Raw genomic sequence first — 15,872 nt, 5'->3', positions numbered from 1 at the left:
TTTAACTGAAAATCTGCCTGCGGGCAGTTATTGTTCTCTTTCTATGAAACGCACACTCCTTTCCGCTTTCCTGCTTTCCGGTGTATTATTGATGGGCTCCTGCAGCCAGGACAAGCCTGCTGAAGCCGGTGTTGAGGGCATGAACGCTGCCGCCAACGAAGCCGCCGCCAACCCCACCGTAGACAACCCCAACGTAGCCAGCGACACCGAAGCGCCCAACCCCAACGCTCCGGTCATGACCTTCGCCGAAAACGAGTTTGACTTTGGTGACATCAAGCCCGGCGCCATTGTAAAGCACACTTTCAGCTTCACCAACACGGGCAAAAGCCCGCTGCTGATTGAAAATGCCATTGCCTCCTGCGGGTGCACCACGCCTAACTGGACCAAAGACCCCATTGCCCCCGGCGGCAAAGGCACTATTGATGTGCAGTTTAACAGCCAGGGCAAAACCGGGATTCAGAACAAAGAAATTTCGGTGCAGGGCAATACGCAGCCCAGCGTAACCAAAATTGCCATCCGGGCCAACATCCTGTCGGATGGTGGTCAGGGCCCTGTTCGGAAATAATTTGTAACTCGAATCCTGAAGGCGAGAGGGCGCGGTATGCTACCACAGTAGCCGGCGGTGCCCTCTTTCTTTATTTTTCTCATTCTGTTCGCTTACCCATGTTTCTTACATTGTTGCTGCAGGCTCCGGCCGGCGAAGGTTTTACGTCGCTGTTGTTTCCCATTGCCATTGGTCTGGTGGTGTATTTCTTTATGATCCGGCCGCAGCAGCGCCGCTCTAAAGAGGCCAAGCAATTCCGGGAGGCGGTAGCCAAAGGCATGCAGGTGGTAACTATTGGTGGCCTGCACGGCAAGGTGGTAGAGCTAACCCCGGAAACCGTAGTGCTGGAAGTAGACCGCGGCACCAAGCTGCGCTTCGACCGCTCGGCCATTGCCCGCCAGGTTGGCGGCGCGGCACAGCCGGAGGCCGTTATGGTTTCTGAGTCCTGATTTATAGCTTGTTTGTGGTGTGTCGCTCCTGAATGTTCGTCATATGGCCCGCTGGTTTGTGCGCCCCTTTGTGGGCCAGGAGCGGAGCTATTGGCGGGCCGTAACGGCGTGCTTTCTGGCCGCTTCCACGTTCTGGATGCTCAACGCCCTCAACAAGGTATACACCACGCGCATTGCCTACCCGGTGGTGTGGCGCTACGATGCCCGGAAGTATATTCCGGTGCAGCCGTTGCCCCCGGAGGTAGCCGTAAACGTAACGGCCCGGGGTTGGAAGCTGCTGCGTAAAAACCTGAAGCTGGACGTGCGCCCGGCCGAAATTGTGCTGGGCCGCCTGCCCGGCACCAAATTTCTGCCGGGCACCGCCCTGCGCCCAGCGCTGATGGGTGCTATGGAAGGCATGCAGCTCAACTACGTCCTCACCGACACTATTTTCGTGGAGTTCGACCGGCTGGTGACGCGCCGGCTGCCCCTGATGCTGAGCCCGTCTGCCGACGGTACGGCGCTGCCTTTTCTGGCCCAGTTTTCTCCGGAGAGCATCTCCTTCCGGGGGCCTTCCCGGGTGGTATCGCGCCTGAGCAGCCCCTATCTGGTGCATTTGCCCCAGGCCCCGGCTGGCAGCAGCAGTGGCTCCATTCGGGTGCCCATTGGCGGGCCCAAGCTGGTTACTACCGATGTGCAGGATGTGCATATCCGGCTGCAGCCCCGGCCCCTGGTCAACCGGGTGGTATCGGTGATGCCGGAGCTGCACAATTTCCCTATCGGGCAGGCCTACACCATCCGCCCGGTACGCATGCTGGTAGAGGTACAAAGCTTCCGGGAAGACACCGCCCGCCTCGATCTGGCGCAGGTGCGGGTACTGCTGGATTATGGGCAGCTGCACGCCGCCGATTCTACCCTGCAACCCCTGCTCACGCCCACCAAATCCCCAATCCGGGGGGCACGGCTCCTGACACCGGTGGTGCATGTGTCGCTCACTTCGCCTAAGAAATAAGCATGCGCCGCATTGGGATAACCGGCGGTATTGGCTCCGGCAAAAGCGTAGTCTGTCGTCTGTTTCAGGTGCTGGGCGTGCCGGTGTACGATTCTGACGCCCGGGCTAAGTGGATAATGGCCCACGACGCGGTGCTGCGCACCGAGTTAATAACAGCTTTCGGCGCGGCTACCTTCACGGCCGAAGGTCAGCTGGACCGCACTTACCTCGCCCGGCGCGTGTTCCAGGACCCCGCGCAGCTGGCCGCCCTCAATGCCCTGGTGCACCCCCACGTAGGCCGCGACTTTGAACAGTGGGCCACCCGGCAGCAAACCCAGCAGCATCCCTATGTGCTGAAGGAAGCGGCCTTGCTGTATGAATCCGGCGCCTACCGGCAGCTCGACCAGATTATTACCGTTTTTGCCCCCTCTGAGGTGCGCCACGCCCGCGTACTGCGCCGCGACCCGCACCGCACCGCCGATGACGTGCTCAGCATTATGGGCAAGCAGCTAAGCGAAGAGGAAAAGCTGCAGCGCGCCGATTTTGTAGTCTACAACGACGATACCCATCTGGTGATACCGCAGGTGCTGGCAATTCATCAGCAACTGATGGGTGAAATGGTGAAATAAAGCGTTTGCTGGTCTGGTTTTGAGTAAGAAGTACTAACCGACCTGCAAACGCCCTATTTCACTACCTCACCGAATAATGGGGCAGCGCTCAAAGGGGCGTGTGGGGTCAAACAGCTTGCGGTAGGTAATGTGGGTTTTGAAGATGCGCGCGCCAATAGACCGGATAATGGCCAGCATGCGGGGATTGAAGTCGCCAATCCAGTTCATCTCAATTTCCGTGTAGCCGGCTTGCATAAACTGCTGCTGCGCATGCACCATCATGGCCGACTCTACTCCCTTGCCCTGCCAGGCCGGCACCACGCCAAATATCACCCCAAACATTTTCTTGGGCTGCCGCCGCTGGTAGCGCCACCGCTCATACAAAAAGCGAAGCTTGCCCGTAAGGTTAAGGCGGGGGCCTACGTGCTTGAAAATCTGGTTTAGCTCCGGCAGGCTCACAAAAAAGGCCACGGGCTCATCGTGGTGGTAAGCAAACCACAGCAGCCGCTCATCCAGAATGGGCTGTAGTTGCTTAATGAGGTTGCGCGCTTTCTCCAGCGGCATGGCACTAATGCCGGAATGGTTGGCCCAGGCCAGGTTATACACGTGGTGAAAGTCCCGGGCCATGCGCTCTGCGTCCTGCCCGTTGGCGTGCGCAAAGCGGAACTCGGGGTGCTCGGTGGCATAGCGCTCGGCGGTTTTGTGAAAGCTGGCATGTAGCGGCGCGGCTACCTCCCGAAAACAGGTGTACTGCTTGAAATACACCTGAAAGCCATACTGCTCAAACAGCTGCTGATAGTAGGGTGGGTGGTAGAACATGCCATAGTTTGGCTCCGTGAAGCCATCTGTGAGCAGCCCCCAGAACCGGTCCCGCTCCCCAAAGTTGATGGGGCCGTCCATGGCCTGCATGCCCCGCGCCGTCAGCCAGCTTTGGCAGGCTTCAAAAAGCTGATTGGCGGCCGCCTGATCATCCGTGCACTCAAAAAAGCCCATGCCGCCGGTGGGTAGGGTGGTATCGGTGTGGGCATTGTGGTGGTTGATAAAGGCCGCCACCCGCCCGATGGGCTCGCCCTGCGCATTAGTCAGTATCCAGCGAATGGCCTCGCCATGCGCGAAATTAGAGTTACGTGCCGGGTCAAAGGTGGCTTCGATGTCGTTATCTAAGGGGCGAATCCACTGGGGGTGCTGCTGGTAGAGGCGTTCCGGCATATCCCGGAACAGGCGCTGCTCGTCGGCAGTACGAACTTCAATCAACGACATCATCAAATCTGGCAAAGGGTACGGCGGTGCAAGTTACGGCAATGGCCGAAAACCTGCCGACAAGGCAGCGGCACTTTGCTAGCGCTGAAAAATGGATAAGATTTTAACGCCATCCGCCCGGATGTGGTACACCTCCCTGCCTACGCTGTCGAGGTAAGACTGCGGATGCCAGCGGTACCCCGTAATATAGTATCGGGCACGGGCATTGGGCTGGTATTGAATGCGGGCGCGCTCCGCGGGCGGCAGCAGCAGCGAGTTGTTATACAGCGGCTCCTGCATGCTCACCATCTGAATAGTCAGTTTTGGAGAGGCATCGTGAATGAGCAGCCACTCCAGCCCTTGCCGGAAAGCCAAACCCCAATAGTCCCGCTCAAACAACTGCTCGGCCAGCGGCGCAGGTAAAAAGCTGAAGTAAACCTGCTGAAATGGATGCATCCGCACCATGCGGACGGCCGTAAGCGGCAACTCCAGCAAGGCGGCTATCAGAAAAGCCCCCGCTACCCAGCGCAGGGGCCGGCGGGTTCTAACGGCCCGCACCAGACTGCGCAGGCCCTGCACGGTAAATAAAAGCAGGGCCGGATAGATGAAATAGACATGCCGCCAGCCATCGTATACCACCGCCTGCGTGCCGATGACGACCAGCAGCGGGCCCAGCAGCCACAGGGCAAACCAGGCATCGGCCTGAGCGGAAATGCTCCAGGTCCATGTTCTGCGGGAGCGAAATAAGCGGGTAAGCTGCTGACTCAGCCCCAGCAGAGCCAGCAGCGAATAAGATACCGGGGTGGTAATCAGAATCCAGACAGGCAGGTAATGCCAGGGCAGTTGGTTAGCCGGTATCAGCTTGCCCCAATAAAGGCAGGGTTCCACCCAGAAGTAGCTGTCCAGCTGGTTTAACGCCGCCCACAGCTCGTTTACCGGAGTGGCCCACAGATAAGGCCAGCCCAGGAAAGCCACGGCTAGTGTGGTGGTCAGATATACCAAGATCAGAAACGCCCGGCGAGACGAGGAATAAGCGTGGGCGGGCAGGCGAAGTAGCACTGCCAGCGTAGGCAGGGCCACTAACAGGCCCTGCACCCGGATATCGGTAGCCAATGCCGTCAGAATGCCCAATACCAGCACGCGGCCCAGGTTTGGCTGGTCCCGCATCCAGAGCAGGCCGGCTACCGCCAGCGTGAACAAGGCCATAAATACGATGTCCTTGCCGTTGTAGAATGCCTCGGCAAAGAACCGGGGCGAGAGCACCAGCAGGATACTGGTTACCAGGCCCCAGCGCCAGTCCTGGAAGCGCCAGCGCCCGATGTAATACAGCCCGCCAACGCCCAGCACAAACGTGCAGAACACCAATAAATGCCGCAGAAAGTATAGGGGTCGGGCGTCTCCATCGGTAAGCACATAGCCCAGCAACGATACCACCATCTCAAACACCGGACCATGGTCGCTGTCATGATACTGCCGGATGTCGGGAATGGGGGAGTGCCCGGCCGTTACGCGCTGGGCCAGTTCCGGGGCCAGTTGCCGGGCTGCGTAGTTTAGGCTCACCAGGCCGTTCAGGTGGTTATTCACCTCGTCCCACGACACGCCGTAGTCGCGGTGCAGCAGCCCGCCTATCAGCAGCAACAGCGCAAAGAATATGCGGGGCAGACGCCGCGCCCAGGGCCCTTCCATAGTAGGTTAATACCGCTGAAAAATGGATAGCACCCGCATACCGCTGGCCCGGATAGTATAGACTTCGCGCCCCATGCTGGGTGGGTAGGGCTGTGGGTGCTCCCGATAGTTCGTCATAAAATAGCGGGGCGAGGCGTTGCCCAGATCCAAGCGGCGGGCTTCCTCCGGCCGCAAAATCAGATAAATTATATTGATTGGGTTTGCCGAGTTGGTTTGCAGGGTGATTTTGGGCGAAGGGTCATGCGCCAACAGCCACTCCACGCCCTGGCGGTTGGAGAGGGCCCAATAGTCGCGCTCAAACAGCCTTTCGGCGGCTGGGCCGGGTACGCAACTGAAGTATACGTTTTGAAATGGATGATCCTGCACCATCCGGATGAGGGTGTAAACCATTTCGGCGGCACCTAGGCCTACCACAGCGAATGCCAGCGGCCGCCAGGCCCGGTGCTGCTTTACTGCCTGCAACATAGCACGCACGCTAACCACCGCCAGCAAGAGCAGGGCTGGATACAGAAAATACAAGTGCCGCCAGCCATCATATAGAACGGAGTGCAGCAGCACCACTACTACAATAGGTCCTACTGCCCAACCCAGAAACAGCACATCGAAGCGGTAGTGGGGCGAGGTGCGCAAGCGCTGAAAGCTAAACCCAGCAACTATGACCAGCACACCGCCTACAAAGGCCAGTGTGTAAGCCACGGGAGTAGTAACTAAGATCCATACCGGAATGTAGTGCCAAGGTAGCTGGGTGGACAGGAGCATTTCTCCCATATAAAGCACCGGGCCTACCCAGCGGAAATGGCTCATAGTCTGGAAAGCCAACACTAGGTTACCCACCGGGTTTGCCCATAAATAAGGCCATCCCATAACTGTAAATACAAAAGCGGCCACCAGAAAAGCTCCACCCGAGCGTAGCAGAGTAGCTTTATTAGGCGTAGGCCGCGCAAAAGCTTCCAGGCTGAGCATTCCAAGCGTAAATGCAACCAGCATTAGTCCCATAATCCGGACATCAATTGCCGCCGCGGTAGCTAGTCCGTGTACTATGGCTCTTCCTACAGTGGGCTTCTCCAGTAGGCGCAACAGCGTGTACATGGCCACGGTGAAAAAGGCCATGAAAATGAGGTCTTTGGAATTATAGAAGCTCTCGGCAAAAAAGCGTGGGGAGAGCAGCAAAAGCAGGCAGCTCAGCAAGGCCCAGCGCCAGTTATGAAACCGCATAAGCCCAATCCGGTACAGCGCCCACATGCCCAGGGTGCAGGTGAGGTAGTTGAGCAGGTGTTGTAAAAAATAGAACTCCCTAGTATTCCCGTGAGTAAATATCCGTCCTAGTAGGGCCACTGGCAGCGCAAAGAGCACTCCATGGTCATGTTCGGAAAACCCTTCGAAGGGGGGAATCATGCCATACGTCTTTTCCTGCCGGGCCCATTCCGGGAAGAAAAGATCAGCAATATATTTAGCGTTAACCTGACCATTCAGGTGGTCGATGGGCTCATCCCAACTCAGGCCATAGTCGCGATAAAGCAGCAACCCTAGCAGTAGGATAAAGGCGAAGAACAGACGAGGTGCCAGCCGCGCCCAGGATAATGGGTATTGAAACAAAGTAAATCGACCTAGCATACCGACTGAATAGTTTCCGGGAATTTTCGGCGAAGATAACTACCCTTAGCGCTCTATATCATTCCACTTCAGTTCGCTTGCTCTTTTACGAATATAAGTGCTGCGTTTCTTTGTCAGGAACCAGTAGGTTTATTTTGCTGAGCAGGCTATGTTTAATAATCTCTCTTGTAGACTATTAGTGATACCAGATATCTGGTGCAAAAACAAAACAAAAAAGGACAGCCATTTCTGACTGTCCTTTTCGTGGTGGGAGATACTGGGTTCGAACCAGTGACCCTCTGCTTGTAAGGCAGATGCTCTGAACCAGCTGAGCTAATCTCCCTTTTCCTTCCCGGTGTGTGCCGTTTGGGAGTACAAATATGGCGGGTGTTTTCGAATACACCAAACTTTCTCCGACCTTCGACTAGAAATTTTTTGGTCTTTGCTGCGTTAGAAGCCCGGTTTTTGGTAGCAAAGTATTCATATTCAGAATTGTTGAGGCGTTGGGAATCGTTAAAAAAATATTGCTTTTCGGTCTGATTTTTTTTGCGCTGCTGCTGAGTGGGCTGCTGGCGGCTGTGAAATTGGGGGAAAAGCACATCATTAGCCTGTTTGTGCAGGAGGCTAATCAGTACCTGGCTACGCCGGTGCAGGTGGGGCGCATAGAATTATCCCTTCTCGACCAGTTCCCCCGCGTTTCTATCACCCTGCACAACGTCACCATTCATGGCACTCTGCCGGCTGATACGGCGGCGCTGGCTCGTGTGCGCACGCTGTACTGCGCATTTGATACCTGGGATGTTCTGTCGGGGGATTACCGGATCCGGGCGCTTACGCTGGGACAAGGGAAGGTTTTGGTGCGGCGTAATGTGCAGGGGGAGGGCAACTACAACGTTTTTCGAACCGATACTGCCCAGGCCCAAGACCGCCCCTTGGTTTTCGACCTAAAGAAAATCAGCCTCCAGCAGGTAGGCGTAGTGTATCAGGATGAAGGCCTGCACCAGCGCTACCGCCTGCAGGCGCACGATGTACAAGCCACCCTGGCCGTAGCCGAGCCCCTGATTAAGATTGCCGCCACGGGAACTACCCGTGTAGCGGCCATAGAGCTGGGCGCCGATGCTTACCTGCGTGACAAGGAGCTGACGCTGCGTACCCAGCTGACCGTAGACCGGAAAACCAGGCTGGTAACGCTGGCGCCCTCGGCGTTGCGCATTGGCCCGGCGGACTATCAGGTGGCGGGCACCATAGCTTACGCGGGGGCCACGCAGCTGAACCTGACGGTGCAGGGCAAGAATACCAATGCGCAGTCGGTGGTGGCACTGCTGCCGGCCCGGCTGGGGCGCCGCCTGGGTGTATACCGGAGCCAGGGTGAGGTGTACTTCAACGGCGCGGTGCGCGGCGAGCTGTCGGCGCGGGCCAACCCGCAGCTGACGCTGGCCTTTGGGTGCCGCAATGCTTCGTTTTTTCACCCGGGATACAAGCAGCGGGTAGAGCGGGTATTCCTGACGGGAACCTTCAGCAATGGCGCCCACCGCAACGCGCAAACCTCCGTTCTTTCCCTGCAGGATGTGCGGGGTACCCTGCAGGGGCGGCCGTTTAGCGGCGCTTTGCACTACGCCAACTTCACGGACCCCACTATGCGCCTGCGCCTGCTTGCTGATATGGATATCGGTCAGGCGCTGCGCTTCTTTCCGGTGGCCGCCGTGCGGGCCGGCAGTGGGCAGGCCACGCTTCAGCTGCAGTTTCAGGGCAATCTGCGCGCCTTCAAAGCGCAGTCGGGCCGGGGCGGCGAGGCGGCCGGGCAGCTGCTGCTGCGGAACGTGAGTTTGCGCCTGCGCGATTATCCGCAGCCTATTTCCCGCCTTACCGGCCGGCTGCAACTGCGCGGCAACACCGTGGCGCTGGTAGGCTGCTCGGCCATGTGGGGGCAGTCAGATTTTCAGGTGAATGGCGCCCTGCGCAACTTTCTGGGGTGGGCCTTGCGTCCGGGGCAGGCCCTGCTGGTAGATGCTACCGTAGCCTCGCGGCAGCTGAATTTGAATGAGCTGCTGGCGGCTTCTTCCCAGCCGGCGGCTGGCGCGCGGGTGGCTACAGTAGCTCCTGCGGAGTATGCGGCTCTGGCCGTGCCCGCCTCCCTGGCCCTCAACATCCGGGCCTCGGCCCAAAACGTCCTGTTTCGGCGGCTGCACGCCTATAACCTGCAAGGCACGGTTCGGCTGCAGAACAAGGTGTTTTCCTCGCCCGGGCTCAGCATTGAGGCGCTGGGCGGGCGGGCCAGCGTGCGGGGCACAGTAGATGCGCGCCGCCCCGACCTGATCAAAGCCAGCACCGTAGCCGCGTGCAGCGGCATGCCCCTGGACAAGCTGTTTTATGTGTTCGAGGATTTCGGGCAGCAGTTTATTACGCACAAGCACTTGCGCGGCCTGCTGACTGCCTCCGGCGAATCAGACGTGTATTTCAATCAGCGCCTCGAGCCAATAACCGACCGGCTGGAAGCGGAAATCAAAGCTTCGGTGCATAACGGCGAGCTGCTCAACTTCGAGCCCGTGCAAAAGTTGTCGATGGTGGCCAGCCGGGAGCAGCTGCGCCATCTGCGCTTCGCGGAGCTAACCAACAACTTCTACATTCAGAGCCGCACGGTGTATTTGCCGGAAATGGAAATTCGCTCCAACGTGCGCACGGCTTCCCTGATCCGGGTTACGGGCACGCACACCTTTGATCAGCAGATGGATTATCACGTGTCGATTCCGGTGCTGCCGGGTTTGCTGCGGCGCGTTTCCATTGGGGGCGAAACGAATACAGGGCCGGCTATTCTGCTGGCCGTGCAGGGAGATGAAGACAACTTCCGGGTGAGCTTTGACCGGCGCCGGACCGCGCCGGCCGCAGCCCGGCCCCCGGCTAAGCCGCGTACCGCCATAGAGGAGCTGCTGGCCCGGCGGGAGAGGGTACCAGCTCCCGCTCCCGCTAGCGCGGCAGTAAATGCTGAGCCAGCAGCGCGCCCGTCCGTTGTGAAACCCCGGGAGAAAAAGCCCGTGGCACCCGCACCCGGCGAGTATTTCGACTTCTAACAGCACCGCCCAATACCAAAAAAAACGCGCAACTCAACATTCCGATACGGGGTGCGTTAAGGAGGGCTGTAATTAAGTTTCAACACCAAATCCTCCCTGGTATGAACGAGAATCAACTGCTGCAGCAGTACTCCGAAGAAGAAAAGACAGCCTATATCAGCGTTATTGCCAGCCTGGCCTCCGCCGACCGTGAAGCTTCGGCGGTTGAGGTAGAATTTCTGCAGCAGCTGGCCCACACGGCCGGCCTGAGCGGCGGGGCTACCCAGCAGGTAATTGCTGCCGCTAAAGACTCTACCAATGAAAGTGTGAAAGCCAACCTGGATGTCTTGCGCAACAGTGAGTTGCGCTTTTCCCTGATAACGGACCTCATTAGCTTTGCCCGTGCCGATGGCGCTTATGCCAACGACGAAGAAGCTATGGTCAATAAAATATCCGCTTATCTGGGCATCAGCCCGCAGCAAACCCACACGCTGGAGCAGGTGGTAGACCAAGCGGCCCAGGTGCCGCACGATGCCAGCGACCCGGCCAAAAAAGGCTTCCTCAACGGCATTACCGACAAGCTGGATAGCGTAGGCATTCCGAAGGGTGCTTTGCTCGGTGGCCTGCTGGGCGTAGTTGCGCCCATGGTTCTTTCCGGCATGATGGGCGGCAACCGCAGCAACACTGGCGGCATGGGTGGCATGGTGGGCGGTGGCAGCACCATGGGCGGCCTGCTGGGCGGCGCCATGGGTGGCGGCAGCTCAATGGGTGGCCTTCTGGGCGGCCTGCTGGGCGGCGGCCTGCTCAGTGGTGTACTGGGCGGCAATCAGCAAGCAGCTGTAGATCCTTATGGAGCCAATGCTCCGCAACAGGGTACGCACGTAGGCAGTGGGGGCCTAGGCTCCCTGATTTCTATTCTGGGTGGCCTGGGTGGCCGGCCCGGCTCGGCGCCCCGCAGTGCGGGGGGGGTGGGCTGATGGGCGGCGGCATGGGCAGCCTGCTCGGTGGCCTGCTGGGCGGCCGCTAGTCGCACCTCCATCTTCTGATAAAATAAAAAAGCGCCGGTAGTCTCAGACTGCCGGCGCTTTTTTATGCCCTGTTGCTTAGCTGATTATAGGCTGCTGAGTGGATTGCAGGCCGCGCAACGGGTCTTGGTTGGCCAGCTGCACCAGGGTGGTGTTACTGCTCACGAAGCTGCCGCCAAACTGCTCCACAATCTCCACCAGGCAGTAGTTAAGGTCTTCCTTCACGGCCAGGTATTCATCGTAATCCACAGTTTCCACGAAGTACTGCACCGTTACTTCCTTGGCCGTGGGCGTGAGGGCCGAGAATTTGATCTGTACCTCGGGCGTGGTGAGCTTGTGCGCCTGAATCATGCGGTGCGCCTCCTTAATAATCTGACGCAACTGCTCGCTGGTGGTGGCGTGGCTGAGCGCCAGCGTGAAGCTGACGCGGCGCGCCGTGCGCAGGGAGAGATTATCCAGCGGCTTATCAATCATGGACTTATTGGGCACCGTCACAAAGCTTTTTTCGGCGGTGCGCAGGCGGGTGCTGCGGAAACCTACTTTTTCCACCGTGCCGGTTACGCCGCCCACTTCCACCAGGTCGCCCACGGCAAAGGGGCGGTCCAGGAAAATGGTGAACGAGGCAATGAGGTTTTCCAGGCTTTCCTTGGCGGCAAAAGCCACGGCCAGGCCGCCAATGCCCAGGCCGCCAATCAGGGCCGTTACATTCACGCCGAATACGCGGCTCAGCATCAGCAGAAATGTGAGCGAGAGCACCAGCACCTTCATGAGGTCTTTGGCGAAGGGAATCAGCTGGTTGTTGAGGCGGGAAGGCGTGGTTTCGGCGCGGCGCTGGAACACCAGCACCAGAAAGTCAATCAGCCGCAGTGCAATCCACCCAATCCCCATGAACACGGCCAGCTGAAACAGGCGAAACAAGGCCACCTGGGGCCAGGGCTCATTGCGGGTCAGCTCCGAGCTGCGCACCGGATAATCGAGCACCTGAAAAGCGAAGTAGGCGGTTATCAGGAAGATAACCACCGACAGCGGCTGAATCAGCAGGGCCTGAAACTGCTGCTCCGAAACCCCTTCCGTGCGCTTGCGAATGGCCCGGAACACCAGCTTGGAGAGTAGGCGGGAGAGCAGCCGCTTAAAGAGGTAGCCAAACAGCAGAATGCCCAGGCACCACAAATAGGCCTGCACATCATTCCCTAGAAAGCGCTTATGCAGAAAATCCTGTAGGAGCATAGTAAGTAGCGCGAAGCGCCCGCTTCGCCGCGTGTGGTTGCGCTGACGGGAGCCTCCCATCAGCGCAAGCCGGTTTAACGATGCGCGAAGCGGGCGCTCCGCGTTCCTGCTTTACACCAGCTGGCGCAGGGCCAGCTCGAATGATTTCATGGCAATGCCCGTGCGCTGGTTGCCCTGCTGCCGGGTGCGGGCCAGGGCCGAGCGGATAATGCGCGACGTGTCGCCGAAAATGGCTTCGTCGGTGATTTCCACGTTGGTTTCCATCAGGTAGGCGAAAACCCGGGCCATGCCGCAGTTGGCAATAAAATCGGGGATGACGGATACGTGCTGGTCGGCGTACTCGCCGGTGGCCCCAAAGAAGATTTCCGGGTCCTGGAACGGCACGTTGGCCCCGCAGCTGATAACCTCCAGGCCGGCGCCGGTCAGTTGTTCTATCTGGGTGCTGGTTACCAGGCGCGAGGCCGCGGCGGGAATGAAAATCTCGGCTCCGGAGGTCCAGATCTGGCGGTTTACCTCCTCAAAGCTCAGCAGGCCATCGGCTACCAGCGTGTTGTTCTCGCGGCGCAGGAACAGCTCCCGCACTTCCTCAAAGGAGAAACCTTCCTCGCGGATCAGGCCGCCGCTGCGGTCAATAATGCCGGTGATGCGTACGCCCTGCTGGGCCAGGTAATAGGCCGCCGCGGCGCCCACGTTGCCCCAGCCCTGAATGATGGCGCGCTTGCCCTGCAGCTCGCCGCCCCACAGCTCGTAGTAGTGGCGCACGGCTTCGGCTACGCCGTAGCCCGTAATCAGGTCGGCAATGGTATAGCGGCGGGCTCGGTCCGGGGTGAACTTCTCATCCTCCACCACTTTCACCACGCCCTGGCGCAGCTGGCCTATTTTCTGAATTTTCTGGGGCTCGGTAGCGCGGTAGTGTCCGTTCACGATGCCCTCCTGCGGGTGCCATAGGCCGTAGTCCTCCGTTATCGGAATTACATCGTGAATCTCGTCCACGTTCAGGTCGCCGCCGGTGCCGTAGTAGCTTTTCAGCAGGGGAATAACGGCGCGGTACCAGCGCTCCAATACGCCACGCTTGCGTGGGTCCTGGGGGTCGAAGTTGATACCGGACTTGGCGCCGCCAATGGCCGGGCCCGAGACGGTGAACTTCACCTCCATGGTTTTAGCCAGGCTTTCTACTTCACGCTTGTCCAGGCCTTTGCGCATGCGCGTGCCCCCGCCGGCGGCCCCGCCCCGTAAGGAGTTGATTACTACCCAGCCTTCGGCTTCGGTTTCCGCATCTTTCCATTCAAAAACGATTTCCGGACGCTTGTTTTCAAACTTTGCCAGCAGGTCGCGCATACACTATTTGGGGTGGGTGGGATGAAGAAATATTTGGCAAAGGTAAGCACCTAATTGCGAGCTAGCCCGGTTCTTGCTCTTGTTGTCTTTCAGGAAGACAATCAATACCTGAAAAAGCACAACAAAAATTAAATTCTACAAATCTTTTTCCAAGCCACTTTCGTTACTGTAGGAACTTTGCACTAGGTGTATAGCGTATTAGCCATACTTCGCTCCTCCCGTCGTTTATTTTTGTACTTGTTTATGAAACCATTGCTTTCTCGCGTCGAATCGAAGAAGGTAGATAAGGCCGCTGCGATGCTTAAGGTGCTGGCTCACCCCAAGCGCCTGGCCATCGTCGACCTGCTGGGTAAGGAAGAAAAGATGACTGTCACGGAAATCTACCGCAATCTGGATTTACCGCAGGCTATAGCTTCTCAACACCTTATAACTCTCAAGGATCGGGGCATTTTGTCCTCATTCAAGGTGGGCACCAAAATCTACTACTCCCTGTCAATCCCCAAATTATTGGACGTGATTGATTCTCTTGAAGACTGCTGCGATACGCTCTAGTCTTACAGGATGCTACTACTTCAGCAAGAAGTAGGATAAAGGGCGCTACCGGCGCCCTTTGTCTTTTGCAAAGAAAATGGCCCCGCCTCCGGAATTTCCGGAAGCGGGGCCATTTTCTTTATAGCGGTATACAGCGGGCTACGAGGTAGCAGGCTGCTTTTCCAGATCAAACATATCGGTGAGCACCTCAATGAGCTGCTCGGCATCGTCGCGGCGGCACACGGCTTTTAGCTGCAGGACGCGCTGCTTCAGCACTTTCTGCATCAGGGAGCGGGTGATGTCGTCGAGGCGCTTGGCTTCTTCGGCGGATACTTTCTTCTGGAAGCGGTCCATTTCCTCCTGGCGCAGCTGCTCCAGGCTGGCTTTCATGCGCTGAATAATGGGCGATACCATCATTTCCTTGGTCCAGTCGGAGAGGCCGGCAATGCTTTCGGCAATGATGGCGCGCACGTGCGGCACCGCAGCCAGACGCTGCTCCAAGGCGGCGCTGGCCTTGCTGTGAATGGCATCAATGTTATACACCAGCACGCCGGGCACGTTTTCTACATCGGCCTCAATGCTGCGCGGCACCGATAGGTCGATGAAGAATTTGTAGCTGAGCACGTCCAGGCGCTCTACCATGTCGCGGGTGAAGAAAGGCTCGTCACGGGCAATGGAGGAGATGATGACGTCGGCTTCTTTCAGGCCGTCTACCAGGTTTTCGAAGTCCAGCACTTTCACGCCGCACTCCTCGGCCAGCGTTTCGGCTTTGCTGCGGGTGCGGTTGCAGATAGTAACGTCGGTGAAGAGCTTGCTGTCGCCGAGGTGGCGGCACACGTCGGCGCCAATCTCACCCAGACCCACTACCAGTACGCGGGGGTTGGCCACGTCGGTGGTCAGCTCTTCCACCAGCTCCAGGGTGGCGTAGGAAGTAGAGGCGGCGCCGTCGCGGAAGGAGGTTTCCTGCTGCACGCGCTTGTTGGTGAAGAACACTGTGTGCAGAATGCGGTGCAGGAAGGGGCCGGCGCCATCTTCATCAGCCGACCACTGGTAGGCCATCTTCACCTGGTTGCTGATCTGCAGGTCGCCTACTACTTGGGCATCCAGGCCCATCGACACCTCAAAGAGGTGCTGCACGGCCTCCTCATAGGTATTGAGCAGGTCGAAGTAGGGGTAGTAGGGTGTGATATCGGTAATGCCTTTCAGCTGGCCCAGCGCCTCAATAATAGCGGGACTCTGGTCGCGGTCGGCGGCGTAGTATACCTCGGTACGGTTGCAGGTACTGAGCACGAGCAGGTCGGAAAGACCCAGGTCGTGGCGTAGGGTGTGCAGAAAGCGGCGGCAGGCTGCCTCGTCCAACGAAATCAGCTCCCGAATTTCCAGCGGGGCTTTTTTGAAGGAAAGACTAATGGCCTTGAACGGGTGGAGCATAGCAGTTGCTAGTGCGTATTGTAGGCATCAAAATTACGGCGCAATCGGTTATGATACTAACTGCCGCCAAACCGGTAGCGCTCAGGATATCTTAAACAACGGTTAAAAAGCGCAACAGAGGGCATTTTGTTCCGGCCGGGTGACTAAAATCATCTTTTGCAGACCCCGGTCTCACATCATTATG

Annotated in this window: 13 protein-coding genes and 1 tRNA gene; 7 read left to right on the top strand and 7 right to left on the bottom strand. The window is 58.2% G+C overall.

What is annotated here, in order from left to right; all coding sequences use genetic code 11:
• Nucleotides 1–43: 43 nt before the first annotated feature.
• From AM218_RS13770 to coaE, 4 genes are all read left to right on the top strand, one after another.
• Nucleotides 44–565, top strand: a complete 522-nt coding sequence (locus AM218_RS13770) for a DUF1573 domain-containing protein (protein WP_071843793.1) — start codon at nucleotides 44–46, stop codon at nucleotides 563–565.
• 98 nt (nucleotides 566–663) lie between these two features.
• Complete coding sequence (gene yajC, locus AM218_RS13765; RefSeq protein WP_054414421.1) at nucleotides 664–993, top strand: preprotein translocase subunit YajC; 330 nt, start codon at nucleotides 664–666, stop codon at nucleotides 991–993.
• Between the two features lie 19 nt (nucleotides 994–1,012).
• Complete coding sequence (locus tag AM218_RS13760; RefSeq protein ID WP_157547670.1) at nucleotides 1,013–1,984, top strand: YbbR-like domain-containing protein; 972 nt, start codon at nucleotides 1,013–1,015, stop codon at nucleotides 1,982–1,984.
• Between the two features lie 2 nt (nucleotides 1,985–1,986).
• Nucleotides 1,987–2,592, top strand: coding sequence for a dephospho-CoA kinase (gene coaE, locus AM218_RS13755; protein WP_054414419.1), 606 nt, complete (start codon nucleotides 1,987–1,989; stop codon nucleotides 2,590–2,592).
• Nucleotides 2,593–2,658: 66 nt separating this feature from the next.
• Here coaE and AM218_RS13750 read toward each other — a convergent pair whose 3' ends face one another.
• The 4 genes from AM218_RS13750 to AM218_RS13735 all read right to left on the bottom strand — a co-directional run bounded on the left by AM218_RS13750 (nucleotide 2,659) and on the right by AM218_RS13735 (nucleotide 7,432).
• The gene (locus tag AM218_RS13750) at nucleotides 2,659–3,834 is read right to left on the bottom strand and encodes a GNAT family N-acetyltransferase (protein WP_316937419.1); all 1,176 of its coding nucleotides are present in this window, start codon (nucleotides 3,832–3,834) and stop codon (nucleotides 2,659–2,661) included.
• A gap of 75 nt (nucleotides 3,835–3,909) precedes the next feature.
• On the bottom strand, nucleotides 3,910–5,496 hold the full coding sequence (locus AM218_RS13745; RefSeq protein ID WP_054414417.1) for a glycosyltransferase family protein: 1,587 nt from the start codon (nucleotides 5,494–5,496) through the stop codon (nucleotides 3,910–3,912).
• A gap of 6 nt (nucleotides 5,497–5,502) precedes the next feature.
• Nucleotides 5,503–7,110, bottom strand: coding sequence for an ArnT family glycosyltransferase (locus AM218_RS13740; RefSeq protein WP_082318245.1), 1,608 nt, complete (start codon nucleotides 7,108–7,110; stop codon nucleotides 5,503–5,505).
• Between the two features lie 244 nt (nucleotides 7,111–7,354).
• A tRNA-Val gene (locus AM218_RS13735) sits at nucleotides 7,355–7,432 on the bottom strand.
• 181 nt (nucleotides 7,433–7,613) lie between these two features.
• Here AM218_RS13735 and AM218_RS13730 point away from each other — a divergent pair.
• Nucleotides 7,614–10,157 carry an AsmA-like C-terminal region-containing protein gene (locus tag AM218_RS13730; protein ID WP_054414415.1) on the top strand — a complete coding sequence of 848 codons (2,544 nt, stop codon included), beginning with the start codon at nucleotides 7,614–7,616 and terminating at the stop codon, nucleotides 10,155–10,157.
• Nucleotides 10,158–10,258: 101 nt separating this feature from the next.
• A complete protein-coding gene (locus AM218_RS13725; protein WP_071843792.1) occupies nucleotides 10,259–11,113 on the top strand; it encodes a TerB family tellurite resistance protein in 855 nt (284 codons plus the stop codon).
• Nucleotides 11,114–11,239: 126 nt separating this feature from the next.
• On the opposite strand, the gene AM218_RS13720 is transcribed toward AM218_RS13725, so the two are convergent.
• Nucleotides 11,240–12,388 carry a mechanosensitive ion channel family protein gene (locus AM218_RS13720; protein WP_054414414.1) on the bottom strand — a complete coding sequence of 383 codons (1,149 nt, stop codon included), beginning with the start codon at nucleotides 12,386–12,388 and terminating at the stop codon, nucleotides 11,240–11,242.
• Nucleotides 12,389–12,499: 111 nt separating this feature from the next.
• Nucleotides 12,500–13,726: a Glu/Leu/Phe/Val dehydrogenase dimerization domain-containing protein gene (locus AM218_RS13715; protein WP_054414413.1), complete on the bottom strand. Its 1,227-nt coding sequence runs from the start codon at nucleotides 13,724–13,726 to the stop codon at nucleotides 12,500–12,502.
• Nucleotides 13,727–13,969: 243 nt separating this feature from the next.
• Between AM218_RS13715 and AM218_RS13710 the strand changes: the two genes are divergently transcribed.
• Nucleotides 13,970–14,278: an ArsR/SmtB family transcription factor gene (locus AM218_RS13710; protein ID WP_044516101.1), complete on the top strand. Its 309-nt coding sequence runs from the start codon at nucleotides 13,970–13,972 to the stop codon at nucleotides 14,276–14,278.
• A gap of 138 nt (nucleotides 14,279–14,416) precedes the next feature.
• On the opposite strand, the gene hemA is transcribed toward AM218_RS13710, so the two are convergent.
• Nucleotides 14,417–15,688, bottom strand: coding sequence for a glutamyl-tRNA reductase (hemA, locus tag AM218_RS13705; RefSeq protein ID WP_054414412.1), 1,272 nt, complete (start codon nucleotides 15,686–15,688; stop codon nucleotides 14,417–14,419).
• Nucleotides 15,689–15,872: the final 184 nt, after the last annotated feature.

Origin of the sequence: Hymenobacter sp. DG25A (assembly GCF_001280305.1) — a bacterium.
Taxonomy (GTDB): domain Bacteria; phylum Bacteroidota; class Bacteroidia; order Cytophagales; family Hymenobacteraceae; genus Hymenobacter.
This window is presented reverse-complemented; position numbering and strand designations above follow the sequence as displayed.